General features: G+C 63.2%; 24 protein-coding genes. 6 read left to right on the top strand and 18 right to left on the bottom strand.

Annotation, left to right across the window (positions count from 1 at the left end):
* Nucleotides 1–86: 86 nt before the first annotated feature.
* A protein-coding gene (locus NLM33_RS24110) for an IS3 family transposase (protein ID WP_254095161.1) occupies nucleotides 87–1216 on the top strand; the annotation gives its coding sequence in 2 pieces (ribosomal slippage) (nucleotides 87–339 and nucleotides 339–1216; 1131 coding nt in all).
* A gap of 186 nt (nucleotides 1217–1402) precedes the next feature.
* On the opposite strand, the gene NLM33_RS24105 is transcribed toward NLM33_RS24110, so the two are convergent.
* Together NLM33_RS24105 and NLM33_RS24100 are read right to left on the bottom strand one after the other, a co-directional pair.
* On the bottom strand, nucleotides 1403–1609 hold the full coding sequence (locus NLM33_RS24105; protein ID WP_254094631.1) for a hypothetical protein: 207 nt from the start codon (nucleotides 1607–1609) through the stop codon (nucleotides 1403–1405).
* Complete coding sequence (locus NLM33_RS24100) at nucleotides 1606–2709, bottom strand: IS5 family transposase (RefSeq protein WP_254094633.1); 1104 nt, start codon at nucleotides 2707–2709, stop codon at nucleotides 1606–1608. The genes NLM33_RS24105 and NLM33_RS24100 overlap by 4 nt, the downstream gene beginning before the upstream one ends.
* A gap of 645 nt (nucleotides 2710–3354) precedes the next feature.
* Between NLM33_RS24100 and NLM33_RS24095 the strand changes: the two genes are divergently transcribed.
* Nucleotides 3355–4032 carry a ParA family protein gene (locus tag NLM33_RS24095; RefSeq protein WP_027525213.1) on the top strand — a complete coding sequence of 226 codons (678 nt, stop codon included), beginning with the start codon at nucleotides 3355–3357 and terminating at the stop codon, nucleotides 4030–4032.
* 205 nt (nucleotides 4033–4237) lie between these two features.
* On the opposite strand, the gene NLM33_RS24090 is transcribed toward NLM33_RS24095, so the two are convergent.
* The 5 genes from NLM33_RS24090 to trxB all read right to left on the bottom strand — a co-directional run bounded on the left by NLM33_RS24090 (nucleotide 4238) and on the right by trxB (nucleotide 8338).
* Nucleotides 4238–4387, bottom strand: coding sequence for a hypothetical protein (locus tag NLM33_RS24090; RefSeq protein ID WP_254099393.1), 150 nt, complete (start codon nucleotides 4385–4387; stop codon nucleotides 4238–4240).
* A gap of 122 nt (nucleotides 4388–4509) precedes the next feature.
* On the bottom strand, nucleotides 4510–4659 hold the full coding sequence (locus tag NLM33_RS24085; protein ID WP_198031829.1) for a hypothetical protein: 150 nt from the start codon (nucleotides 4657–4659) through the stop codon (nucleotides 4510–4512).
* Between the two features lie 344 nt (nucleotides 4660–5003).
* On the bottom strand, nucleotides 5004–5984 hold the full coding sequence (locus NLM33_RS24080; RefSeq protein WP_254099391.1) for a 4-hydroxy-tetrahydrodipicolinate synthase: 981 nt from the start codon (nucleotides 5982–5984) through the stop codon (nucleotides 5004–5006).
* Between the two features lie 459 nt (nucleotides 5985–6443).
* Entirely contained in the window at nucleotides 6444–7367 is a 924-nt protein-coding gene (locus NLM33_RS24075) for a LysR family transcriptional regulator (RefSeq protein ID WP_254099389.1), read from the bottom strand.
* A 5-nt stretch (nucleotides 7368–7372) separates the two neighbouring features.
* Complete coding sequence (gene trxB, locus NLM33_RS24070) at nucleotides 7373–8338, bottom strand: thioredoxin-disulfide reductase (protein ID WP_254099387.1); 966 nt, start codon at nucleotides 8336–8338, stop codon at nucleotides 7373–7375.
* A 270-nt stretch (nucleotides 8339–8608) separates the two neighbouring features.
* Between trxB and NLM33_RS24065 the strand changes: the two genes are divergently transcribed.
* Entirely contained in the window at nucleotides 8609–9088 is a 480-nt protein-coding gene (locus NLM33_RS24065) for an Lrp/AsnC family transcriptional regulator (RefSeq protein WP_254099385.1), read from the top strand.
* 8 nt (nucleotides 9089–9096) lie between these two features.
* On the opposite strand, the gene NLM33_RS24060 is transcribed toward NLM33_RS24065, so the two are convergent.
* From NLM33_RS24060 to NLM33_RS24045, 4 genes are all read right to left on the bottom strand, one after another.
* Entirely contained in the window at nucleotides 9097–9495 is a 399-nt protein-coding gene (locus tag NLM33_RS24060) for a DoxX family protein (protein WP_254099383.1), read from the bottom strand.
* Between the two features lie 143 nt (nucleotides 9496–9638).
* Entirely contained in the window at nucleotides 9639–10112 is a 474-nt protein-coding gene (gene greA, locus NLM33_RS24055) for a transcription elongation factor GreA (RefSeq protein ID WP_254099381.1), read from the bottom strand.
* A 208-nt stretch (nucleotides 10113–10320) separates the two neighbouring features.
* Nucleotides 10321–13785: a carbamoyl-phosphate synthase large subunit gene (gene carB, locus NLM33_RS24050; protein WP_254099379.1), complete on the bottom strand. Its 3465-nt coding sequence runs from the start codon at nucleotides 13783–13785 to the stop codon at nucleotides 10321–10323.
* A 142-nt stretch (nucleotides 13786–13927) separates the two neighbouring features.
* Complete coding sequence (locus NLM33_RS24045) at nucleotides 13928–15097, bottom strand: MFS transporter (protein ID WP_254099371.1); 1170 nt, start codon at nucleotides 15095–15097, stop codon at nucleotides 13928–13930.
* A 114-nt stretch (nucleotides 15098–15211) separates the two neighbouring features.
* Here NLM33_RS24045 and NLM33_RS24040 point away from each other — a divergent pair, with 114 nt between their 5' ends.
* On the top strand, nucleotides 15212–15583 hold the full coding sequence (locus NLM33_RS24040) for a helix-turn-helix transcriptional regulator (RefSeq protein ID WP_254099369.1): 372 nt from the start codon (nucleotides 15212–15214) through the stop codon (nucleotides 15581–15583).
* Between the two features lie 237 nt (nucleotides 15584–15820).
* Here the strand turns inward: NLM33_RS24040 and NLM33_RS24035 are convergent, their stop codons facing one another.
* Nucleotides 15821–16525 carry a class I SAM-dependent methyltransferase gene (locus NLM33_RS24035; protein ID WP_254099367.1) on the bottom strand — a complete coding sequence of 235 codons (705 nt, stop codon included), beginning with the start codon at nucleotides 16523–16525 and terminating at the stop codon, nucleotides 15821–15823.
* A 114-nt stretch (nucleotides 16526–16639) separates the two neighbouring features.
* Between NLM33_RS24035 and NLM33_RS24030 the strand changes: the two genes are divergently transcribed.
* Nucleotides 16640–17170 carry a Dps family protein gene (locus tag NLM33_RS24030; protein WP_254099365.1) on the top strand — a complete coding sequence of 177 codons (531 nt, stop codon included), beginning with the start codon at nucleotides 16640–16642 and terminating at the stop codon, nucleotides 17168–17170.
* A gap of 89 nt (nucleotides 17171–17259) precedes the next feature.
* Here the strand turns inward: NLM33_RS24030 and NLM33_RS24025 are convergent, their stop codons facing one another.
* The 4 genes from NLM33_RS24025 to NLM33_RS24010 all read right to left on the bottom strand — a co-directional run bounded on the left by NLM33_RS24025 (nucleotide 17260) and on the right by NLM33_RS24010 (nucleotide 19896).
* A complete protein-coding gene (locus tag NLM33_RS24025; RefSeq protein WP_254099363.1) occupies nucleotides 17260–18051 on the bottom strand; it encodes a sulfite exporter TauE/SafE family protein in 792 nt (263 codons plus the stop codon).
* A 65-nt stretch (nucleotides 18052–18116) separates the two neighbouring features.
* Nucleotides 18117–19010 carry an MBL fold metallo-hydrolase gene (locus NLM33_RS24020; protein ID WP_254099361.1) on the bottom strand — a complete coding sequence of 298 codons (894 nt, stop codon included), beginning with the start codon at nucleotides 19008–19010 and terminating at the stop codon, nucleotides 18117–18119.
* Nucleotides 19011–19021: 11 nt separating this feature from the next.
* The gene (locus NLM33_RS24015) at nucleotides 19022–19462 is read right to left on the bottom strand and encodes a YeeE/YedE family protein (protein WP_254099359.1); all 441 of its coding nucleotides are present in this window, start codon (nucleotides 19460–19462) and stop codon (nucleotides 19022–19024) included.
* An 8-nt stretch (nucleotides 19463–19470) separates the two neighbouring features.
* A complete protein-coding gene (locus tag NLM33_RS24010) occupies nucleotides 19471–19896 on the bottom strand; it encodes a YeeE/YedE family protein (protein ID WP_254099357.1) in 426 nt (141 codons plus the stop codon).
* 59 nt (nucleotides 19897–19955) lie between these two features.
* Here NLM33_RS24010 and NLM33_RS24005 point away from each other — a divergent pair, with 59 nt between their 5' ends.
* Nucleotides 19956–20282, top strand: coding sequence for a helix-turn-helix transcriptional regulator (locus tag NLM33_RS24005; RefSeq protein WP_254099355.1), 327 nt, complete (start codon nucleotides 19956–19958; stop codon nucleotides 20280–20282).
* A gap of 19 nt (nucleotides 20283–20301) precedes the next feature.
* Here the strand turns inward: NLM33_RS24005 and NLM33_RS24000 are convergent, their stop codons facing one another.
* Together NLM33_RS24000 and carA are read right to left on the bottom strand one after the other, a co-directional pair.
* On the bottom strand, nucleotides 20302–20829 hold the full coding sequence (locus tag NLM33_RS24000) for a cupin domain-containing protein (RefSeq protein WP_254099353.1): 528 nt from the start codon (nucleotides 20827–20829) through the stop codon (nucleotides 20302–20304).
* 153 nt (nucleotides 20830–20982) lie between these two features.
* Complete coding sequence (gene carA, locus NLM33_RS23995) at nucleotides 20983–22173, bottom strand: glutamine-hydrolyzing carbamoyl-phosphate synthase small subunit (RefSeq protein WP_254099351.1); 1191 nt, start codon at nucleotides 22171–22173, stop codon at nucleotides 20983–20985.
* Between the last annotated feature and the right edge of the window lie 110 nt (nucleotides 22174–22283).

Raw genomic sequence — 22283 nt, 5'->3', positions numbered from 1 at the left:
AGCTGGCTCCGCAAATTCGGACAGTAGCTTGAGTGGATTTTCTGCCTGAGAGCGGCGAGGCTTCTTGCCGCGAATCAGGAGCGAAGATGACGAAGAGGAGTCGCCGGACGCATTCTCCGGCATTCAAGGCAAAGGTGGCTTTGGCGGCCGTGAAGGGGGAGAAGACGTTGGCCGAGCTGGCGCAATTGTTTGATGTCCATCCGAACCAGATCACGACCTGGAAGACCCAACTCCTGGAAGGCGCCGCCGGAGTGTTTGGGCAGGACAACGGACCGGCCGAGGCGCCGGTCGATTTGAAGGCGTTACATGCCAAGATCGGCGAGCTTGCGTTGGAGAACGATTTTTTGTCCGGCGCGCTCACCAAGGCGGGCCTGCTGAGCGCAAAGCGATGATCGACCGCGACCATGATCTGTCTGTCGTGCGCCAGGCGAAGGTCCTGAACCTTGCCCGCAGTACGGTTTACTATGAACCTCGGCCGGTTTCGGCCGAGGACCTTGTCTTGATGCGCCGGCTCGATGAGCTGCACCTCGATTATCCCTTCGCAGGGGCGCGCATGCTGCGATCGCTGTTGCAGCGTGAGGGCATGCAGATTGGCCGCCGCCACGTCGCGACGCTGATGAAGCGCATGGGGATCGAGGCGATCTATCGCCGTCCGAACACGAGCAAGCCCGCACCGGGCCACAAGATCTACCCGTACCTATTGCGCGGATTGAAGATCGAGCGGCCGAACCAGGTCTGGGCAATGGACATCAGCTACATTCCGATGCGACGTGGATTCGTCTACCTCGCGGCGGTCGTCGATGTGTTCAGCCGACGGGTGTTGGTCCATCGCGTATCGATCACGATGGAGACGATATTCTGCGTCGAAGCGCTCCAGGAGGCGTTGGCGAAGCACGGCAGGCCCGAGATCTTCAACACGGATCAGGGTAGCCAGTTCACCAGCCTCGACTTCACCGGCGTGCTGCTGGACGCGAACATCGCCATCAGCATGGACGGCAAGGGTGCCTGGCGCGACAACGTGTTCGTCGAGCGGCTGTGGCGCACTGTCAAATACGAGGAAGTCTATCTGCGTGCTTACGACAGCGTGCTCGAGGCGCGAGCATCGATTTCCAAATATCTGGCGTTCTACAACCGAGGACGTCCTCACTCGAGCCTTGACGAACGCACGCCCGACGAGGCTTACTTCGGCGCGCAAACGATGGTGACGGCCGCATGATCGTCGCCAACGATTTTGCTGCGGCTCTGGTCGGGCTTACGCCCTCCCGACGCCACAGCAAAATCGTAAAGCCCCGCCTTCAGCATAACCCGGCAGGAATCCACTTAATTTTCGCGGGGCGCTGTCCAAACAACCGGGGCCAGCTCTGATTTCACCTTCGAGTGAGCCGTCATCCCGCAGTTCGGCCTAGCCATCACCGTTGGCTGGCTCCATTTCGTCGTTTCCCTGCCAGCCGAACTGGACGGCATCGCCGTCACAGGCTCCATGAATGCAGCCCGTGAGGCAATCGAAGGCGAACTCGCCGCCGTCGTCATCGAACAGGATGTAGGCGCCCGCCACGGCCATGTCGTAGCCTGGTGTCTCGACGACCCGCCATCTACCTCGGATGCTCATGCCGGTGCCGCCAGAAGCTTGGGCAGCCGGATCAGATTATAGGCCGCAAGCGCCAGGACGAAGACGGCATCCACCCGGTCGCGGCCTCGCAGCTTGACCTTGGCCAGGCCAGCGGAACTCTTGATCCAGCCGAAGACTTCTTCGATGCGTTTGCGGCAGCGTTGGCTGATGTCATAGCCGTCGTGACGCGTGGTACGCGCGTCGACCGCCGTCTTGCGCCGCTTGCCGGTCTTACTCAGATGTCCATTGATCGCGATATGCGGAGTAACCGATCTATCTCTCAGGTCATGCACGAACTGCGTGACGTCGTAGGCTTTGTCCGCCCCCAGAGTGACCCGCTTCGCACACCCGCGCCTGTCGATCATGGCAAGCGCAATCTCTCGTTCGGCGGTGCCAGTAGCTTGGCTCACTCCACCTAAAACCGCCAAACCATTGCGGTTCTCCATCAGCGCATGGCCCATATAGCAGAGTTTGGCCGGCTGGCCGTCGCCCTTTTTATAGAGCCTGGCCTCAGGATCGGTCGTGCTCTCATGGGTCTCGTTGGATCGCTTCTCCTTGTGGAAGCTGCGCTCGGCATTGCGTCCCGGACCGTCCTGATCTTTGTCGCTGCCATCCTTCCTCCGGAAGCTCTTGATCGAAGCCCAGGCTTCAATGAGCGTGCCGTCCACCGAGAAGTGATCGCTCGACAAAAGACGCTTCACCTTCGGCTGCGCCAAAAGCGCGTTCAAGAACTTGGCCGCAATCTCACCTTCAAGCAGCCGGTCGCGGTTCTTCGAGAAGGTTGAATGGTCCCAAACCGCATCGTCCACCCCAAGCCCGACGAACCAGCGGAACAGAAGATCGAACTCCATCCGTTCCATCAGATGCCTTTCCGAGCGAACCCCATAGAACGCCTGTAGGAGCATCGCCCGAAGCAGTTTCTCCGGTGCGATCGAGGGCCGACCGAAGTCCGTGTAGAGCTTGCCAAACTCCCCAGAAAGATCGCCCAGCGCCGCATTTGCCAGATCCCTGATCGCCCGCAGCGGGTGGTCGACGCGAACCCGAGCCTCCAGGTCAACATAACTGAACAGCGAGCCAGACCGTTCGTCACTTCCCCGCATCGTGCCACCCCAGCAAAATCCTGATCCTAGGGAATCACGATCCAAAACGCTTCGCCAGAGACTTCTTCAACAGCCTGTTAGAGCTCTCATCGGAAGCCAGCTGACATCGCAATAAAGGCTGCGCTCCCTCTCCCGCTTGCGGGAGAGGGTTGGGGTGAGGGTGTCTCCGCAATCGAGCCCCCGAGAGGAAAGACCCCCACCCGCCGCGCTCTTCGAGCGCAGCGACCTCCCCCGCAAGCGGGGGAGGTTACCGAGACTACGGCTCGCACCTCCAAAGTGGCGGGTTGAATCAAAATGACTCAGTGATGATGTGTGACGTCAGCTGAAGGACTCCTTTTGTTCACGCTCCGCCGCGAAGCCTTGCGGCAATTCCGCCCTCGGCCGACGGAAAAGAGCCGGGAATCGATTTACTCGGCCAGGTTGCGTTTCGCTGTTTGCCGAACGATTGCCCAGAAAACGCACGATTTGCGCTCGCGAACCGCTATTCATTGCGGTTCATGTCCTCGACGCCGCATGCAGTGTGACTCAAAAGCCAACACGCCTTGTTATTTCGTGGCCTTGGCGCAACTCCCGGTAAATTTTTCTTTCACGAATCAGCGCGCTGATTCATTTTCGGTACCTGGGGTCAATCTGGAGGCCAAGGGTATGAACGTTATTGTTTTTGCATCGCGTAAAGGCGGCTCGGGCAAGAGTACCCTTGCTGCTCATCTTGCCGCGCAGATCAAGGCGACAAAGCCTGTTCTGCTCGTCGATGCGGATCCGCAGGGCTCGCTCACGCTGTGGCACAAGCTGCGTGGCACCAACGAACCGCAGATCAAGGCCGCCGTGAACTCGGTCAGCGGCATCGTCTCCGCTGCCAAGCGCGACGGCTATGAATGGGTGTTGATCGACACGCCGCCGAATCTGTCGGCCGTGGTCGACGACGCGATCAAGAACGCAACCATGGTGGTCATTCCGGCGCGGCCTGGCGTGTTCGACGTCAACGCGGTGCAGGAAACCATCCAGATGTGCCGCGCCGCGCGCAAGCCCTACGCGGTCGTGCTCAACGGCGCACCCGCCCGCCGCGACGAAGCCGAAAGCCCGATCGTCACCATCGCCCGCGAGGCGCTCGCCAAGTTCCGCGCGCCGGTCTGGGGCGGCCAGATCACCAACCGCTCGGATCTCTTGATGGCGCTGAGCCACGGCGAGGGTGCACGGGAATATCAGGCGGAGAGCCGCGCCGCGCAGGAGATCGCAAGGCTGTGGGCCGCGATCGAGCGTTCGGTCAAGGCGATCCGTGGCACGGCGTCGGCATCCGGCGCAATGCACAAGCAGGCCGCGTAGTTTTTTTATTATTCATTTTCTGGGTACGAAAAACGCGCGGTTGGCCCGCGCGTTTTGCGTTTCAGGAGCCGGCAAGACCCTCATGGTGAGGAGCGCGGAACGCGCGTCTCGAACCATGAAGGCCCGGATATCGCCCGTGGCCCATCCTTCGAGACGCCGCTCCGCGGCTCCTCAGGATGAGGGGAGAGTGCTTGGCACAGGAGAGTTACGCCACCATCAGCATGTAGAACACGATCACCGGCGACAGCGTGAGGATCACCGACCAGATGCCGGCGGCCCAGAGGATGTCCTCGGTGGTAAAGCCCTGCTGCGCGGCGGCCTGATAACCAGGCGCCATATCATTTTGAGTATTCACTAAACGCCCCCGCGAGTTCTTCGCTTGTGGGGTCAAGTGATACTAGAAACGTTTTAACATCCGCCTCGCTGGTTCCCGTACAATTCGAACACGGACGCTACCGCCGATTAACTATCCTCGCGTCAGCCGGCGAGCCAGACGCGAAACAGCAGCACCGGCATCAGGCCGAGCATCACGGCCCAGAAGCCGAACGACGAGATCACCAGAAGTCCTTGCATGAGATCGGCGGGCGCGAAGTCTTCCGCGGCCGTCGGCCGGGTACGATGTCCCATGGTTTCCCCCTATGGATTGGTCCTTGGGAGAAACGATAGGGCGCGATGCGTAAACGAGCCGTGGATGCGCCATGCGGCGCCTGCGAAGGCCGCTCACGCGGGGTTAACCATGGACACGCTTCTTCCCCTCTCCCCTTGCGAGGGGAGAAGGGACAGCAGTGTGCGCGGGGAGAGGTGAAGGTTGCGCAGTCAACTGCATCTTGGCTCGCATCCACTAGAGCCATCCGTAGTGCCTCTGCCTGATGTCGTCGATCCGCTCCAATGCCGATGTCATGACGTCTTCGGTCAGGCCGATATCGCGCCGCAGCCAATCGGACATCGGAAATGTCTCTATTCGTCCATGCTCAGGTCTGCATGAAAGGCGCTGCCATGCGGCGGTCAGGGCGTGGAGCCACCGGCGCTTCTCCATCGGCCGATTTTTCCAACCTCCGCGCGATCTCTCTGTCGAGTGCAGCGGCAAGCTCGCTTCCGACCTCGACCATCGGCAGGCGCACCTCGGGACTGTCGATGAGGCCTGTTCGCCACAGCCAGTACTTGGCCGGCGCCGGGCTCGGTTCAGTGAACAACAGCCGCGTCAGCTCGGCCACCTCCCGCCAGCGCGCGAGCGCCGCATCGGCATTGCCGCGCTTCAGCTCGGCTTGGATCGCAGCAAAGGTCGCGGTCTCGATGTGGGCGGAGAGCAGGATGGCGCCGTCGGCGCCGTCACTCAGCGCCTCATGGGTCTGCGCATCTTCGCCCGTCAGCACACGAAAGTGATCCGGCTTGTCGCGGAGCAGCGCGATCGATTGCTCGCGGTTCGCGCCGCAATCCTTCAGGCCGACGATGTTGGGATGCTCGGCGAGGCGGAGCAGCGTCTGGTTCGTGAGATTGACCGAGGTGCGATACGGAATGTTGTAGAGCACGATCGGCCAGGCGGCGTGATCGGCGAGCGCCTCGAAATGCGCCAAGAGGCCGCGCTGCGATGGCCGCAGATAGTACGGGCTCGCGATCAGATAGCCGTCGATCGGCCAGTCCGCGGTCTCATCCAGGCTTTCCTTCAGCCGCGCGGTGTCCGCACCGGAGAGGCCAAGAACGATCGGAATGCTACGGCGGTGTGCGGCCAGTTCCTCGCGCACGATTGCGACGAGGCGCTCGAGCTCGGCGCCCTTCAGCGTCATGCCTTCGCCGGAGGTCGCGCCCAGGATGAAGCCGTCCACCGCGCGCACCTCCTGCGCGGCGTAGTGCCGCGTGAGCTGCCGCAGCGAGCGCTCATCGAGACGGCCGTCGCGAAACGGTGTCACCAGAGGCAGCCAGAGGCCCTGCAATTGTTGTCTCAGGTCGGTCATGTTCCATCTCCTTTTCAGTTGAGGTCTGAGACGGAGGGCACATGAAAAAACCCCGTCCAGACGGCGGGGTTTTCGGGATCGCGACGATGACGAAGGTCTAGCGCGCGCAAATATCCCTTGGCCCCGGATGGGGGCCTTTTTTCGAGGCGATCGCCTTCGAGAGGATTGCGCACGAATTCGTGATCATCGTGTGCAAATGATGCGGGGGATATGTGGAACTGTCAATACACGCGGAAAGCGAAGGCCGAATTGGCAGAAAAAAAGCCGGGCCCGAAAGAGCCCGGCTTAGGTATTGGCCACGTGAGGCCGACACAATCACCTTCCAAGAGGGATTACTGAACTCCCGCGCCACTGGAGGAGGGGGACAAATGCGCAACGCGAAGGCTCAGTGCGTACGCATTATGAGCTTGGCGAGAGCGTTGCAGCAACAGCCGAGGTCGCATGTCAGTCATGCGGAAATCAGGACGGCCAGCGCTGCGCCTTGCTCACCACGAAGTCGCGGAACACCTGCACGCGCGCGACCGTCTTCAACTCCTCAGGATAGACGAAATAGGTATCGAGTTGAATCGAGTCCGATTCGCCGAACAGCTGCACGAGGCGGCTCTGTTCCTCGACGAGGTAATCCGGCAGCGCCGCAATCCCGAGGCCCTGCTGACAGGCGCGCACGAGGCCAAGGATGTTGTTGACCTTGAAGTAAGCCTCGCGCGGACCCGAGCCGTTGCGCGCAGCTTCGACCAGCCAGTTGCGGTTCTGCAAATGCGGGGCGAAGTTGCCATCTGCGAGCGTGATGATGCGGTGAGCATCGAGCTCCTCGAGCGTGCGCGGCGTACCGAAACGCTTGATGTATTCCGGCGAGCAATAGGCATGGAAGCCCATCGCGAAAAGCTTGCGCTGGATGAGATCCGGCTGCGTCGGCTTGCGGGTGCGGATCGCAACATCCGCTTCGCGCATCGACAGGTCGAGCTCCTCGTCGGTCACGATCAGCGAAATGCGGATCTCCGGGTAGAGTGCTGTGAACTCGCCAAGCCGCGGGATCAGCCAGTTGATGCCGACGCCGGGCGTGGTGGTGATCTTGAGGTCGCCGCTCGGCCGCTCGCGGCTGTCGGTCAATTTGGCGCGCGCTGCCTGCAGCTGCATGAACACGTCATGCGCGGTGCGGAACAACAGGTCGCCCTGCTCGGTGAGGATCAGGCCGCGGGCATGGCGGTGGAAGAGCGAGACCGAGAGCTCCTGCTCCAGCGCCGAGACCTGGCGTGACACAGCCGACTGCGACAGGCCGAGCTGCTCGCCCGCATGCGTGAAGCTGCCCGCTTCCGCCGCCGCGTGAAATACTTTCAGCTTGTCCCAGTCCATATCGGTAAATCCGTCGCGTGTTCGAGGCATGGTCGTTATTCCGCTGCCGCGCGCTCGCTGGCGCGCAGGGCCAAGAAACGTTCGGCTTCGAGTGCGGCCATGCAGCCGAGGCCTGCGGCCGTGACGGCCTGGCGATAGGTTTCATCGGCGACGTCGCCGGCCGCGAACAGGCCGGGCACCGAGGTTGCGGTCGAGTTCGGGGCGACCTCGACATAGCCCGACGGTTTGAGTTTCACCTGGCCCTTCACGAGCTCGGTCGCCGGCGCGTGCCCGATGGCGATGAAGACGCCGTCGGCCTTCACGTTCGTGAGCGCGCCGGTCTTGACGTTCTTCAGGCGGACATGCGTGACCTTGTTCGGGTTCTCGATGCCGCAGATCTCGTCGACGGCTGAGTCCCAGATCACCTTGATCTTCGGGTGCTTGAACAGACGCTCCTGCAGGATGCGCTCGGCGCGGAAGTGATCGCGTCGATGCACGATGGTGACCTCCGAGGCATGGTTGGTCAGGTACAGCGCTTCCTCGACCGCGGTATTGCCGCCGCCGACCACCACGACTTCCTTGCCGCGGTAGAAAAAGCCGTCGCAGGTGGCGCAGGCCGACACGCCGCCGCCCTGGAATTTCCCTTCGGACGGCAGCCCGAGCCAGCGCGCTTGCGCGCCTGTGGCGAGGATCACGGTGTCGGCGAGATAGACGTCGCCGCTGTCGCAGGTGAGGCGGAAAGGCCGCTGAGCGGTCTCCAGCTTGGTGACGAGGTCGGTGACGATCTTGGTACCGACATGGACCGCCTGCTTCTCCATCTGCTCCATCAGCCAGGGGCCCTGGATCACGTCGGCAAAGCCCGGATAGTTCTCGACGTCGGTGGTGATGGTGAGCTGGCCGCCCGGCTGGATGCCCTGGATCAGGATCGGCTCGAGCATCGCACGCGCGGCGTAGATCGCCGCGGTGTAGCCGGCGGGGCCGGAGCCGATGATGACGACCTTGGCATGGATGGGCGCGCGCATGTGGACCGGTGCCTCTCTCTTGGGGGAGTTGCAGCGCGGGCGCGGATAGTGCCTGGGAAGGCGCCGCGGAGGCGCTGAAATGTCAGTGCTAATCTAAGCCTTCTGGCGAGCTATGCAAGAATTGCAGCCCATGTCGGCGGATTTTTCCCCCCGGGAACAAAAGATCGTTGCGCTGCACGCGCAATAAAATTGCGCATCTTGGCGGGACTGGTTATGAGGATTGCGACGAACCCACCCGATACCGCAGATAAGGCCAGGAGTTCCAATCACGTGTCGCGGAACCTAGACGAGATCGACCTCAAAATTCTCGCCGAAATCCAGGCTGACGGCCGAATCACCAATGTCGAGCTGGCCAAGCGTGTCGGCATTTCGCCGCCGCCCTGCCTGCGTCGTGTCCGGGCGCTGGAGGAGGAGGGTTACATCCACGGTTATCGCGGGCTGCTCGATTCGCGAAAGCTCGGCTTCGACGTCACGGTGTTCGCTGCCGTTCATCTGTCGAGCCAGGCGGAGGCGGATTTGCGCGCCTTCGAGGAGTTCGTGCGTGCCGAACCGCTGGTACGCGAATGCTGGATGCTGTCGGGTGAGGTCGACTTCATCCTGAAATGCGTCGCGCCTGACATGGCGACGTTCCAGGATTTCGTCACCCACCTGACCGCGGCGCCCCATGTGCGCAACGTGCGTACGTCATTGGTGCTGCACAATTCGAAATACGAAGCCGCCGTGCCGCTCGAGGTGAAGGGACGGCGCTGACGCAAGTCTCATCCGCGCCGCATCGCGTCCACGCTGATCGGACCGCCGCCGGTGGCTGCAAGATAAAGGCAGGCAAAGCAGAACAGGATCGCCAGCGTCCCCTCGTTTACGAGGGGAAAGAAGCTATGCGGCAGATGCTCGATGAAATAGGCGAACGCCATCTCGCCCGACAGGACGAAGGCGACGAGGCGCGTGAACAGGCCCAGCATCAGCAGGCCGCCGAACACCAGCTCGATCATGCCGGCGATGCCCCAGAGCGACAGCGGCGTAACATCGGCGAACATCTCGACCGGCGGAAACTTGAACAGTTTTGCCACGCCGAACTGGAACAGCAGAAGTCCGGTGATGAAGCGGAACAGGCTGAGCAGATAGGGCTGGCTCTGCGCGGCGATACGATCGACGTCCATCGTGTCCTCCCTTGATGCAGCCAAGAGAGCATGACGGAGGACGTCGTCGTTCACAATTGCGGCCGTTCACAATCGCGCAACGACCCAGAGACAAAAAAGCCGCGCTTGCCGCGCGGCTTTTCCATTCGGTACCGCGGCACGGATTACCGCCACTCGACCTTGGTGATCTCGTACGCCTTGGCGCCGCCGGGTGCATTGACCTCGACGGTCGACCCTTTTTTCTTGCCGATCAGCGCGCGCGCGAGCGGTGAGGTGATGGAGATGCGGCCCTTCTTGGCGTCGGCCTCGACCTCGCCGACGATCTGCCACACCGTCTTCTTCTCGGTGTCCTCGTCGACCAGCGTCACGGTGGCGCCGAATTTGATGGTGTCGCCGGAGAGCTTGGAGATGTCGATGATGTCGGCGCGCGCGAGCTTGTCCTCGAGCTCGGCGATGCGGCCTTCATTGTGGGACTGTTCTTCCTTCGCGGCGTGATATTCCGCGTTCTCCGACAGGTCTCCGTGCGAGCGCGCCTCGGCGATATGCTCGATGATCCGCGGACGGTCCACCGACTGGCGATGCTTCAATTCTTCCCCGAGCGCGGTAAATCCGGCCGAAGTCATCGGAACCTTTTCCATCTCTTCTCTCGTCCTTCGGCTGCACGCCCCACAAAACAGAGGGCGCGGCAACCTTGATTCGTCGATATTTCCGGGGCTGAACACGCGGCCACCGGAACGTTATGTGGGGCTGGCGCCGGAACAGAACAACCACAATGGCCGGACAGTTCCTCCGGCCATTGTGGCTTCATTGCCAATCACTTAGCGAGGGCCTAGCCCCCGCTAGCGATCAGGTTTCCGAAAAGTAGCTCTGCAGGGTACGAACCTCAAGGTCTCCGCCCAGATAAGCGCGGATGCCCTGCGCGGCCGCCACGGCCCCGGAAAGAGTGGTGTAATACGGCACTTTATGCAAGAGGGCCGCGCGCCGCAGCGAACGGCTGTCGGCGAGCGCCTGCGGACCTTCCGTGGTGTTGAAGACGAGCTGGATGTCGCCATTGGTGATGGCGTCGACGATGTGAGGCCGGCCCTCCAGCACCTTGTTTACCTTCTCGGTCGGAATGCCCTGGTCGGCCAGGAAGCGCTGGGTGCCCGACGTCGCCAGCACCTTGAAGCCGACGGACTGCAACAGCCGCACCGCGTCCGCGATGCGGTTCTTGTCGCTGTCGCGCACCGAGACGAACACCGTGCCCTTGCGCGGCACCCGCGTGCCGCCGCCGAGCTGGCTCTTGGCGAATGCGACCTCGAAGGAGCGGTCGATGCCCATGACCTCGCCGGTCGAGCGCATCTCGGGGCCGAGCACCGTGTCGACGCCGGGGAAGCGGGCGAAGGGGAACACCGATTCCTTGACGCCGACATGCTTGAGCTGGGCCTTCTTCAGCTTGAAGTCGGCGAGCTTCTCGCCGGCCATGACGCGGGCGGCAATCTTGGCGACCGGCATGCCGCTCACCTTGGCGACAAACGGCACCGTGCGCGAGGCGCGCGGATTGACCTCGAGCACGTAGATCTCGCCGTCCTTGATGGCATATTGCACGTTCATCAGGCCGACGACATCGAGGCCGAGCGCGAGCTCGCGGGTCTGCCGCTCCAGCTCCTCGATCGTCTGGGCATCGAGCGAGTAGGGCGGGAGCGAGCAAGCGGAGTCGCCGGAGTGGATGCCGGCTTCCTCGATGTGCTCCATGATTCCGACGATGAAGACGTCCTTGCCGTCGCAGAGGCAGTCGACGTCGACCTCGGTGGCATCAGAGAGATAGCGGTCGAACAGCAGTGGGTTCTTGCCGAGCACGGTGTTGATCTGCCCGGTCTTGTCGTTGGGGTAGCGCGCCTTGACGTCGGCGGGGACGAGCTCCGGCAGCGTGCCGAGCAGATAGTCGTTGAGCTGGTTCTCCTCGCGGATGATCTGCATCGCGCGGCCGCCGAGCACGTAGGACGGACGCACCACCAGCGGCAGCCCGAGATCGGCGGCGACGAGCCGTGCCTGCTCGACCGAATAGGCAATGCCGTTCTTCGGCTGCTTGAGACGAAGTTTGTCGAGCACGCGCTTGAAGCGGTCGCGGTCTTCGGCGAGATCGATCGCGTCGGGCGAGGTGCCGAGGATCGGCACTTCGGCGGCCTCGAGCGCACGCGCGAGCTTCAGCGGGGTCTGGCCGCCGAACTGCACGATCACGCCATGCAGCGTGCCCTTGCTGCGCTCGGTCGCGATGATCTCCAGCACGTCCTCGGCCGTTAGCGGCTCGAAATAAAGCCTGTCGGCGGTATCGTAGTCGGTCGACACCGTCTCCGGGTTGCAGTTGACCATGATGGATTCGTAGCCGGCGTCATGCAGCGCGAAGCAGGCGTGACAGCAGCAATAGTCGAACTCGATGCCCTGGCCGATGCGGTTCGGACCGCCGCCGAGGATGATGACCTTCTTCCGGTCCGACGGCTCGCTTTCGTCCGCAACTGCGCCCGCGAACGGCGCCTCATAGGTCGAGTACATGTAGGCGGTGGGCGAGGCGAACTCGGCGGCGCAGGTGTCGATGCGCTTGAACACCGGGCGGACGCCGAGCGCATGGCGCTTCGCCGTCACATCGGCCTCCGTGCTCTCCGAGAGCACCGCGAGCCGCGCGTCCGAAAAGCCCATGGCCTTCAGCGTGCGCATGCCGAAGGCATTTTGCGGCAGGCCGTTTTTGCGGACCTTGTCCTCCATGTCGACGATGCAGCGCATCTCGGCGAGGAACCAGGGGTCGATCTTGCAGGAGTTGAAGATCTCCTCGTTGGACCAGCCGAGCCGCATCGCCTGCGCGACCTGGAGCAGCCGGTTCGGCGTCGGCGTGCCGAGTGCGGCGCGGATCGCGTTCTTGTCGTCGCCCTGGCCGAGGCCCTCGATCTCGATCTCATCGAGACCGGTCAGCCCGGTCTCGAGCCCGCGGAGCGCCTTTTGCAGGCTTTCCTGGAAGGTGCGGCCGATCGCCATGACCTCGCCGACCGACTTCATCGAGGTCGTCAGCGTGTGGGAGGCGCCGGGGAACTTCTCGAAGGCGAAACGCGGGATCTTGGTCACCACGTAGTCGATGGTCGGCTCGAACGAGGCCGGCGTCGCGCCGCCGGTGATGTCGTTGGCGATCTCGTCCAGCGTGTAGCCGATCGCGAGCTTGGCTGCGACCTTGGCGATCGGGAAGCCCGTCGCTTTCGACGCCAATGCCGAAGAGCGAGAAACACGCGGGTTCATCTCGATCACGACCATGCGGCCGTCGGCCGGATTGATGCCGAACTGCACGTTCGAGCCGCCGGTCTCGACCCCGATCTCGCGCAGCACCGCCAGCGAGGCGTCGCGCATGATCTGGTATTCCTTGTCGGTCAGCGTCAGCGCGGGCGCCACCGTGATGGAGTCGCCGGTGTGCACGCCCATCGGATCGAAATTCTCGATCGAGCAGACGATGATGCAATTGTCCTTCTTGTCGCGCACCACCTCCATCTCGAACTCTTTCCAGCCGAGAACGGATTCCTCGATCAGGACCTCGTTGGTGGGGGAGGCATCGAGGCCGCGCTCGATGATGTCGAGGAACTCTTCCTTGTTGTAGGCGATGCCGCCGCCAGTCCCGCCCAGCGTAAAGGAGGGCCGGATGATCGCGGGCAGTCCGATCTCGGACAGCGCCATCATCGCCTGGCCCAGCGCATATTCCTGGTAGCGCTTGCGACGCTCGTTCTCGCCGAGCGCCCACTGCTGGTCGAGTTTTTCCACGGCTTCGCCGGACAGCTTCTCGCGCTCGGCGAGATATTTGTCGCGGAAGGACTTCTTCAGCTCGGAGGCGTTGGCAAGCCGCGACTTCGGTGTCTGCAGCCCGATCTTCTCCATGGCGTTGCGGAAAAGCTGGCGATCCTCGGCCTTGTCGATGGCGTCAGCGGTCGCGCCGATCATCTCGACGCCGAACTTTTCGAGCGTGCCCTGCCGGCGCAGCGACAGCGCGCAGTTCAGCGCGGTCTGGCCGCCCATGGTCGGCAGCAGCGCGAAGCCGCCGGGAATGACGTGACGTTCCTTCTCGATGATTTTTGCGACGATCTCGGGCGTGATCGGCTCGATATAGGTCGCATCGGCCAATTCCGGGTCGGTCATGATGGTGGCCGGGTTGGAATTGACGAGGACGATGCGATAGCCCTCTTCCTTCAGGGTCTTGCAGGCCTGGGTGCCCGAATAGTCGAACTCGCAGGCCTGGCCGATCACGATGGGACCGGCGCCGATGATCAGGATGGTCGAGATGTCGGTTCGTTTGGGCATCACCGCTCGCGGGCTGGATTTTGGGCACAAAAAAAGGGCGCGCTTTGCCGCGCGTCCCCTTTAGCCGAGAGCGCGGGTTTCCCTCGCGCGCGGGTGGGTCTTAGACCAGTTTTCGGGGCGGCGAAACCCCGAAAAATGCCCATCAACCGGCAATTTTCACGGGTTTTGGCCGCGCCTGCCAGCCCCTGGCAAGATGCACCAGAAGCGAGGCCGCAACGCTCGATCCGCCGACCCAGCCGAGGTCGGTCGGTGAGAGTGCGGCAAGCACCGCGCCGCCCAGGGCCCCGCCGATGGCGAAGCCGAGATACATGGCGGAGGCGTTGAGCGAGAGCGCGATCATCGAGGCCTGCGGCTCGATCCGGATGATGCTGGCGATCTGGGCCGGATAGAACGCCCAGCCCGAAATGCCCCAGAGGAAGATCGCGCCCAGCACCGCGTAATGCGCCTGTCCCGGCATCAGCTTCAACACCAGCGAATGCAGGATCAGCGCCGTCGCCATGCCCGCAAGCCCGAGCGCTGCGGTGGTGAGCGTGCCGAGCCGGTCGGCCAGAACGCCGCCGAGCATGTTCCCGATCGCGGCCGCGCCGCCGAACACCAGCAATGCGAGGCTGATCTGGGAGGCATCGAAGCCAAGGCCGCGCAATGGGACCGCGAAGTAGGTGAACACGGTGAAGCCGCCGAGCGCCCATAGAATTGTGATCAGAAGCGCAATCAAGACGTTGCTGTGCCGTGCCACCGCCAGCCGTTCGCTGAGCGAAGCGGTGTTGCGCGGCAGGCCGCGGGGCAGGCCGAACAGCAGGCCAGCGAGCGCGACGGCGCCGAGCAGGGCGACCATGGCGAAGGTCGCGCGCCAGCCGAGCAGGCTGCCGACGAGATTGCCGACGGGAACGCCAACAACGGTCGCGACCGTGAGGCCTGAGGTGACCAGCGCCACCGCGCGGCCGCGCCGTTCGGGCGATGCGATCGCCACGGACACCGCCAGCGCCGTCGGCATGCAGAGCCCGGCGCCCAGCGCCATCAGCATCCGCGAGGCCAGCAGCAGGGGGTAGTTGGATGCCGCCACCGCAGCGAGATTTCCGGCGATGAAGGTCGATAGCGCCAGTGCCAGCACGGTGCGGCGGTCGATGTTGTTCAGCGTCACCGCCAGGATCGGCGAGCCAACCGCATAGGTGAGGGCGTAAGCGGTGACCAACTGGCCGGCTGCCGAGACCGAAATCGAAAGGTCAGTGGCAATCGATGGCAAAAGTCCTGCAATGACAAAGCCTTCCGTGCCGATCGCGAACGCCGCAAGGGCCAGCCAGAATACGCTCATTGGACAACATCCCTATGTTCAACATTTATTGAACTATTGAATGCGCAGGTGGGAGGAGTCAATTGATTCAAGAACTATTGAACATTGGGGCCGCTTCGCTATGATTCTCAGGTCATGAGCCGCACACCTCTCCACCCTACCCGCGAGCAGATCGAGCTGCCGATGGTTCTGGATTGCCTCAGCGATCCGATCCGGCTGGCGATCATCTACCAACTAGCCCAGCAGGAACGCGTCAGCAGTGAACTCTGCTGCGGCGACTTCAGCGGCCTCGGGGCCAAGTCGAATCTCGCCTACCACTTCGCCAAGTTGCGCGAATGCGGCCTGATGCAGACGCGCGTGGCCGGCACCAACCGCTTCATGCGGCTCCGCCGCGAGGATCTGGACACGCGTTTCCCGGGCCTGCTCGACGCCGTGATCAACTCGGCAGCTAAAGATGCCGACCGGCTGCAGCTGCCTTCTGCGTGCGAAGTGGTGGAAGCGGATTGAGGTTTTGGGCGGGGCAGTCCGTCTTCGCTTTCGCTCCGCTCCAGCTACGCTTCGCCCCTGCGGGCCTTGCGTTGCTGCGCCACGCGTAGCCCCGCAGGGGCGAAGCGTGGAGACCCGGCCTGGATTTGAACCAGGATAAAGAGCGATGCACCGCCCTCGCGTTGACGCTTCCGCCACCGGGCCGACTGGATCATTACCGATCGCAGTCGGGCAGGCTACCTCCACTCCCTGTTAACCCTAACCGCGCGCAAAGGGCGGGCGCGCGATGAAGGTCATGCGCCAGCGGTTGTGGCCGATATTGGTGTGCGCGCGCTGCACCGAAAATCCCGCCGCCGTAAGCTTTGCGGTGATCTCGTCCTCGCTGTAGCGCTGGAGTCCGATGCGCGAGCGCAGGTGGCGGTAGTCGGACAGCGCGGTCGAGACCAGTCCGACCAGCGCATCCCTCAGAAAGCCGTGACGCGCGCCAAAGCTGAGCAGCGCCATCACGTCCCTGAACATGCCGACCTCGGGCTGGAGGATATCGCCGAGCACCAGCTTGCCTGAAGGTTTCAGGAGCCGGCGGATCACGATGAGTGCGGAGTCCAGCTCCTGCGGCGTCATATATTGGACCACCGAGTTCACCACCACGAGGTCGATGGACTGTTCGGCCATCTTGCGCACGTCTTCAAGCGAGCGGACGCGGATCTTGGTGTTCGGCGCAAAGCGCGCGATCAGCCGGCCACGCACGCCCGGCGCGGGCTCCGCCAGGATCAGCTTGCCGCAGGCATTCGCCACCGCGCCCGCCGACAGCGCCTCGCCGCAGGCATAGTCCAGCACCGTCGCGTCGGGCGAGGAGATATAGCCGATGATGTCCCGCGCGATGATCTGGAAGTGCAAATCACGATGCAGCTTGCTGACATAGATCGTGTGCGTGGAGTCGTAATAGTCGATCCAATCGTCCATGGTCTTCGAAGGTCCCGGCAAAGCGGTTCCGGTGGGAGGAACCGGCGCTGCTCGCCTGCGTTAGGGGTGCGACGGCGCGCCGTCAATGTCCGCGTCCTAACAGGAAGGTCTCCCGTGAGCAAAAAGCCTGATAACCACAAGATCTCATCCGATCTCGACACCCCGACCGATCTGGCGCCCGGCTCGGTCGACAAGGTTTCGGCAGCGCTCAACGTGCTGCTTGCCGACGCCTTTGCGCTGTACCTGAAGACCAAGAATTTCCACTGGCACGTCAGCGGCCGGCACTTCCGCGATTATCATCTGCTGCTGGACGAGCAGTCGGAAGCGATCTTCGCCACCACCGACCAGCTCGCCGAGCGCGTCCGCAAGATCGGCGGCGCCACGCTGAAGTCGATCGGCCAGGTCGCCAGGCTCAAGACCATCAAGGACAATGACGAGGATTACGTCCCGCCGCGCGAGATGCTGCATGAGCTGATGCAGGACAACAAGCACGTCGCAGCCGCGATGCGCAAAGCCCACGAGGTGTGCGACGAAGCCGGCGATGTCGCCAGTGCGAGCCTGCTCGAGGTCTTCATCGACGAGACCGAGCGCCGGACCTGGTTCCTGTTCGAGGCCTCGCGTCAGGAAGGCAGCAACGCGGCGTAGGCGTACTCCGCCGCAACAAAGCCGTTTCAACGCCGTGCCACTGCACGGTGGAAAATGGTGGGCGCGCGTCGGCCAGCTAGGCTCTAGGTCTATTGGCCAAGGGCCATCCAGCTTCGATAGAGCATGTAGATCGCGACGGCGAAGATCAGCGCGGCGAAGACGTTGTTGAGCGCGCCTCTCTTGCCGGCGAGATGCTTGGCCAGCCGCGCGCCGAGCAGGCCGCCAACGGCGCCCCCCGCAAGGAAAACGATCGCGAGCCTCCAGTCGACCAGGCCGGAGAAAGCGTAGTTGGTCGCGGTGGTGAGCCCAAAGGCCGTGACCGAGACGAGCGAGGAGGCGATGGCGTTGAGGATCGGCATCCCGGTCGCCAGCATCAGGGCGGGCACGATCAGGAAGCCGCCGCCGATTCCGAAGAAGCCCGACAGGGCACCGGTCACAAGGCCGAGGCCCAGGAGCGCCGGGAAATTGTCGCGACCGAGCCTCACGGCAAAATCGCCATCGCCCGCGCGTTTGCGCAGCATCAATGCTCCGACGACGAGCATCAACAGCGCGAAGATCAGCAGCAGTCTCTGGCCGTCGAGCATCTTGCCGAGTGTCGAGCCGCCGAGCGCGCCCACAATGCCCGCCACCGCAAAGACGCTCGCGCATGGCCATTTCACATTGCCCGCTTTGGCATGGTTCGCCAGATTGATCCCCGCATTCGCCGCCACCGCGATCGCGCTCGTTCCGATCGCGAGATGCGGGTTAGCGACACCGACGAGATAGACCATCAGCGGGACGGCCAGGATCGATCCGCCGCCACCGACAAGCCCAAGTGAGAAGCCGACGAGTGAGCCGGAGAGCGAACCGAGCGTCATTCGCGCCAGCGAGAGCGCAACCATAATTCATGCTCCAGGAGATTCCCCACGCATCAGTGCGGGAGACACGCTGCCACTATTCTTGTGCGCTACAGCACGTTGAGCGGCACCTTGAGGAAGCGCTTTCCGCTGGGGTCGGGGGAAGGAAGCTGGCCGGCCTTCATATTGACCTGCAGTGACGGGATGATGAGCCTCGGCATCTCCAGCGTCCGGTCGCGTGCCTCGCGCGCGGCCACGAACTCCTCCTCCGAGATGCCGTCGCGGGCATGGATGTTGTGGGCGCGCTGCTCGGCGACCGTGGTTTCCCAACGGATATCGCGGCCATTCGGACCGTAATCATGGCACATGAACAGGCGGGTCTGATCTGGCAGCGACAGGATCCGCCGGATCGAGCGGTAAAGGCTGCGAGCGTCGCCGCCCGGAAAATCCGCGCGCGCCGAGCCGCCATCGGGCATGAACAGCGTGTCGCCGACGAAGGCGGCATCGCCAATGACATGTGTCACGCAGGCCGGCGTATGGCCGGGCGTGTGCAGGGCAACCGCCGTCATCACGCCGATCCGGTAGCTGTCGCCATCCCCAAACAGCCGGTCGAACTGACTGCCATCGCGCTGGAATTCGGTGCCCTCGTTGAACACCTTGCCGAAGGTCTCCTGCACCACGGTGATGTTTTCGCCGATGCCGATCTTGCCTCCGAGCTTGCCCTGGATGTAGGGCGCGGCCGAGAGGTGATCGGCATGAACGTGGGTCTCAATCAGCCACTCGAGCGTGAGGCCGTTCTGCAAAACGAAGTCGATGATCGCATCGGCAGAGTGATAGGAGATGCGCCCGGCGGCGTAGTCGATGTCCATGACGGAATCGATGATGGCGCAGGCTTTGGAGCCGGGATCCCTGACCACATAGCTGACGGTATTGGTTGCCGGATCAAAGAACGGGGTGATCACCGGCTTCACCGATGGATCGACCGCAGCGGGAAGATCTGACATTGGGAACTCCGTTACTCGTAGGATGGCGTCGCTAGCGTCGGTTGCCGCTCCGCGAGCGCGCGGGCAGCGGCCATGCCGACCATCATCGCGATCACGAACAGGACCGAAACCAAAGTGCCGTAGCCGAGCGCCACGAAGGCGGGGCCCGGACAGAAGCCGGCGAGACCCCAGCCGACGCCGAAAATCGCCGGCCCGACGATGACGCGCGGATCGAGATCGTTCCTGGCCGGCAGATGGAAGGTGTCGCCGAGCAGCGGCCGTTGCCGCTTCAGGACCAGGCGGAAGCCGATGAAAGCGGTGGCGACGGCACCCAGCATCACGAACATCAGGCTCGGGTCCCACGATCCCGCGAGATCGAGGAAATTGAGAACCTTCGCGGGATTCGACATGCCAGAGATCAAGAGTCCGACTCCGAATATCAGGCCGATGGCAAATTGAATCAGGACGGACATGGCAGGCCTCACACGAGATGCCGGACGACGAAGGTCGTCACGAAGCCGGTGGTCATGAACACGAGGGTGGCGACAATCGAGCGGGTCGACAGGCGAGATATGCCGCAGACGCCGTGCCCGGAGGTGCAGCCACTTCCCCACACCGAGCCAAAGCCGACCAGCACGCCGGCAACAGCCAGCAGCACGCCGCCGGTCTCGATGGCCTGCGGTGGAAACTCGCCGGTGACAAGGCGCGCAAGCGCGGGCGCGGCGATGAGCCCGGCGATGAAGGCGAAGCGGCCCGCGGTTGCGTTATCGCCGAAGGGCGGCAGCAGGCGCGCGGCGATGCCGCTGACGCCGGCGATCCGACCGCTGACAGCCATCAGCATCACCGCGGAAAGTCCGATCAGGACCCCGCCCGCAAGCGAGGCCAGCGGTGTGAAAATAGTCGGCATGGGGTGCTCCTTAGAAACTATAGTTGATTATTATATTCGAATATTCTAAATTATCAAGCATGAAGAATCACAACAAGCGCAAGGTTCCCGAAACCGCAGCAGTGGCCCTCGAAGAGAAGGCCGAGGAGGCATCGCGCCTGCTCACCGCGATGGCGAACGCAAAGCGGTTGATGGTGCTCTGCAACCTTCTCGACGGGGAGCGGTCGGTCGGCGATCTCGCCGACCTTGTCGGGCTGTCCTCGGCCGCATTGTCGCAGCATCTCGGCAAGATGCGCGCGCTGGATCTGGTCACGACAAGGCGGGACGGACAGACGATTTATTACCGGCTCGCCAGCCCTGAAGTTCGCGAAGTGCTGCAGACGCTCTATCGGTTGTACTGCGCCTGAGCACGGTGCTGAAACGGCGCTAGGGACGTTGCCACAGCCGCAGCAGCGGCCCGTGCTTGCCCATCACCGGATCGCTCGGCGGCAGCTCGACCTTCGGAATCGTCTTCAGCGCCTTGGCGTGGTTCTCCGGCGTTGGGCGCGTGACCTCCATCTTCGATCCGGGCGGATAGGCGCCGATCACGCAAAAATCGTCGCTTGCGCTGATGCATTGGTGCCCCGTGCCAGCGGGGAGGATCGCAACGTCGCCGGCCTTGATGTCGAGCTGCTGGCCGTGATCGCCGCCGAAGCGCACGCGGGCGTGGCCGCGTGCGACGCCGAGCACCTCATGCACGGTCGAGTGATAATGCGGATAATCGTAGACGCCGTTGCGCCAGGTGCCACCCCAGCTGTTCGCCGCGAACAGGCCTTCGATGGTTTCTTCGGGACGCTTCGGATCGAGCTTGACCGCGCCCTGATAGACCAGGAACGGCAGGATGTTGTTCGGCACGAGACCGTCGTCTTCGAAGACGATCTCGAGCGGCTCGGCATTGTCGTGGACGACGGACATGGCGGGCTCCTGCATCAGGATAGCAGGGTTCAACGAGGCATGTCAGTCGACGTTCCCCGTCATTCCGGGGCGACGCGCAGCGTCGAGCCCGGAATGACAAAAATGCCCGGGGCGAGCCCGGGCATGACGTCGTGGCAGTGATTGCGTGAAACCTTACGCCCGCTTCCTCTCGCGCATCAGATCGGCAAAGCGCTGGAACAGATAGTGCGAGTCGCGCGGGCCGGGCGAAGCCTCGGGGTGATATTGCACCGAGAACACCGGCTTGCCGTCGAGCTGGATGCCGCAATTGGAGCCGTCGAACAGCGACACGTGCGTCTGCGTCGCGCCCTTGGGCAGCGTCTTCTCGTCAACGGCAAAGCCGTGGTTCATCGAGGTGATCTCGACCTTGCCGGTGGTCTCGTCCTTCACGGGATGGTTGGCGCCGTGATGGCCCTGATGCATCTTCTTGGTCTTGGCGCCGACGGCGAGGCCGAGCATCTGGTGGCCGAGGCAGATGCCAAATGTCGGCGTGCCGGATTTGATCACTTCCTTGATCACCGGCACGGCATATTTGCCGGTCGCAGCCGGATCGCCCGGGCCGTTCGACAGGAACACGCCATCCGGCTTCATCGCCAGGATGTCATCGGCCGACGTCGTCGCCGGCACCACCGTCACCTTGCAGCCGACGCCGGCGAGCAGGCGCAGGATGTTGCGCTTGATGCCGTAGTCGATGGCGACGACGTTGTACGCAGGATTCTCCTGGCGGCTGAAACCTTTATTCCATTCCCAGGGCATCTCGTCCCAGGTGAAGCGCTGACCCGAGGTGACCATCGGCACGAGATCCATGCCCTCGAGGCCGGGCCATTCGCGCGCCTCTTCCTTCAGGCCGTGCAGGTCGAACTCGCCGTTCTTCGCGTGAGCGATCACGGCGTTCGGCATGCCCTTGGTGCGGATCAGCGCGGTCAGCGCGCGCGTGTCGATGCCGGAGAGGCCGATGATGCCGCGCGCCTTCAGCCACTGGTCGAGATGGCGGGTGGCGCGGTAGTTCGAGGGATCGGTGATGGCGGTGCGCAGGATCACGCCGCGCGCGCCGGGCGTCGCGGCCATGTTCACCGTCTCGATGTCTTCCTCGTTGGTCCCGACATTGCCGATATGCGGGAAGGTGAAGGTGATGAGCTGCCCGGCATAGGAGGGATCGGTCAGGATCTCCTCATACCCGGTCATCGCGGTGTTGAAGCAGACCTCGCCGACGGCGTGTCCTTCGGCGCCGAGGCCAAAGCCTTCGAGCACCGTGCCATCGGCAAGCACGAGGAGCGCGGTCGGTTTGTGGTCCGGCCAGGCGGGATCGTTTTCGGATTGTGTCATGAGCCCGCTACATAGTCCGGCGCGGCGCTGCCGTCAAAGCGGAGAAGCGCGGATTCACATGCGTTTTTGCATATTTGACAGGCCTCTTCGGGCACTTAAGCTGGAATCGA

The sequence above is a fragment of the Bradyrhizobium sp. CCGUVB1N3 genome, from assembly GCF_024199925.1.
In the GTDB taxonomy this organism is placed as follows: domain Bacteria; phylum Pseudomonadota; class Alphaproteobacteria; order Rhizobiales; family Xanthobacteraceae; genus Bradyrhizobium.
The sequence above is the reverse complement of the archived record's forward strand: the minus strand, read 5'-3'. Positions and strand labels throughout refer to the sequence as shown.

Bases quoted from the DNA above. Each gene is read 5' to 3' on its own strand.
- NLM33_RS24105 (WP_254094631.1), bottom strand. From the start codon at position 1,609: ATGAGCATCCGAGGTAGATGGCGGGTCGTCGAGACACCAGGCTACGAC.
- NLM33_RS24100 (WP_254094633.1), bottom strand. From the start codon at position 2,709: ATGCGGGGAAGTGACGAACGGTCTGGCTCGCTGTTCAGTTATGTTGAC.
- NLM33_RS24095 (WP_027525213.1), top strand. From the start codon at position 3,355: ATGAACGTTATTGTTTTTGCATCGCGTAAAGGCGGCTCGGGCAAGAGT.
- NLM33_RS24085 (WP_198031829.1), bottom strand. From the start codon at position 4,659: ATGGGACATCGTACCCGGCCGACGGCCGCGGAAGACTTCGCGCCCGCC.
- NLM33_RS24080 (WP_254099391.1), bottom strand. From the start codon at position 5,984: ATGACCGACCTGAGACAACAATTGCAGGGCCTCTGGCTGCCTCTGGTG.
- NLM33_RS24075 (WP_254099389.1), bottom strand. From the start codon at position 7,367: ATGCCTCGAACACGCGACGGATTTACCGATATGGACTGGGACAAGCTG.
- trxB (WP_254099387.1), bottom strand. From the start codon at position 8,338: ATGCGCGCGCCCATCCATGCCAAGGTCGTCATCATCGGCTCCGGCCCC.
- NLM33_RS24060 (WP_254099383.1), bottom strand. From the start codon at position 9,495: ATGGACGTCGATCGTATCGCCGCGCAGAGCCAGCCCTATCTGCTCAGC.
- greA (WP_254099381.1), bottom strand. From the start codon at position 10,112: ATGGAAAAGGTTCCGATGACTTCGGCCGGATTTACCGCGCTCGGGGAA.
- carB (WP_254099379.1), bottom strand. From the start codon at position 13,785: ATGCCCAAACGAACCGACATCTCGACCATCCTGATCATCGGCGCCGGT.
- NLM33_RS24045 (WP_254099371.1), bottom strand. From the start codon at position 15,097: ATGAGCGTATTCTGGCTGGCCCTTGCGGCGTTCGCGATCGGCACGGAA.
- NLM33_RS24040 (WP_254099369.1), top strand. From the start codon at position 15,212: ATGAGCCGCACACCTCTCCACCCTACCCGCGAGCAGATCGAGCTGCCG.
- NLM33_RS24035 (WP_254099367.1), bottom strand. From the start codon at position 16,525: ATGGACGATTGGATCGACTATTACGACTCCACGCACACGATCTATGTC.
- NLM33_RS24025 (WP_254099363.1), bottom strand. From the start codon at position 18,051: ATGGTTGCGCTCTCGCTGGCGCGAATGACGCTCGGTTCGCTCTCCGGC.
- NLM33_RS24020 (WP_254099361.1), bottom strand. From the start codon at position 19,010: ATGTCAGATCTTCCCGCTGCGGTCGATCCATCGGTGAAGCCGGTGATC.
- NLM33_RS24015 (WP_254099359.1), bottom strand. From the start codon at position 19,462: ATGTCCGTCCTGATTCAATTTGCCATCGGCCTGATATTCGGAGTCGGA.
- NLM33_RS24010 (WP_254099357.1), bottom strand. From the start codon at position 19,896: ATGCCGACTATTTTCACACCGCTGGCCTCGCTTGCGGGCGGGGTCCTG.
- NLM33_RS24005 (WP_254099355.1), top strand. From the start codon at position 19,956: ATGAAGAATCACAACAAGCGCAAGGTTCCCGAAACCGCAGCAGTGGCC.
- NLM33_RS24000 (WP_254099353.1), bottom strand. From the start codon at position 20,829: ATGTCCGTCGTCCACGACAATGCCGAGCCGCTCGAGATCGTCTTCGAA.
- carA (WP_254099351.1), bottom strand. From the start codon at position 22,173: ATGACACAATCCGAAAACGATCCCGCCTGGCCGGACCACAAACCGACC.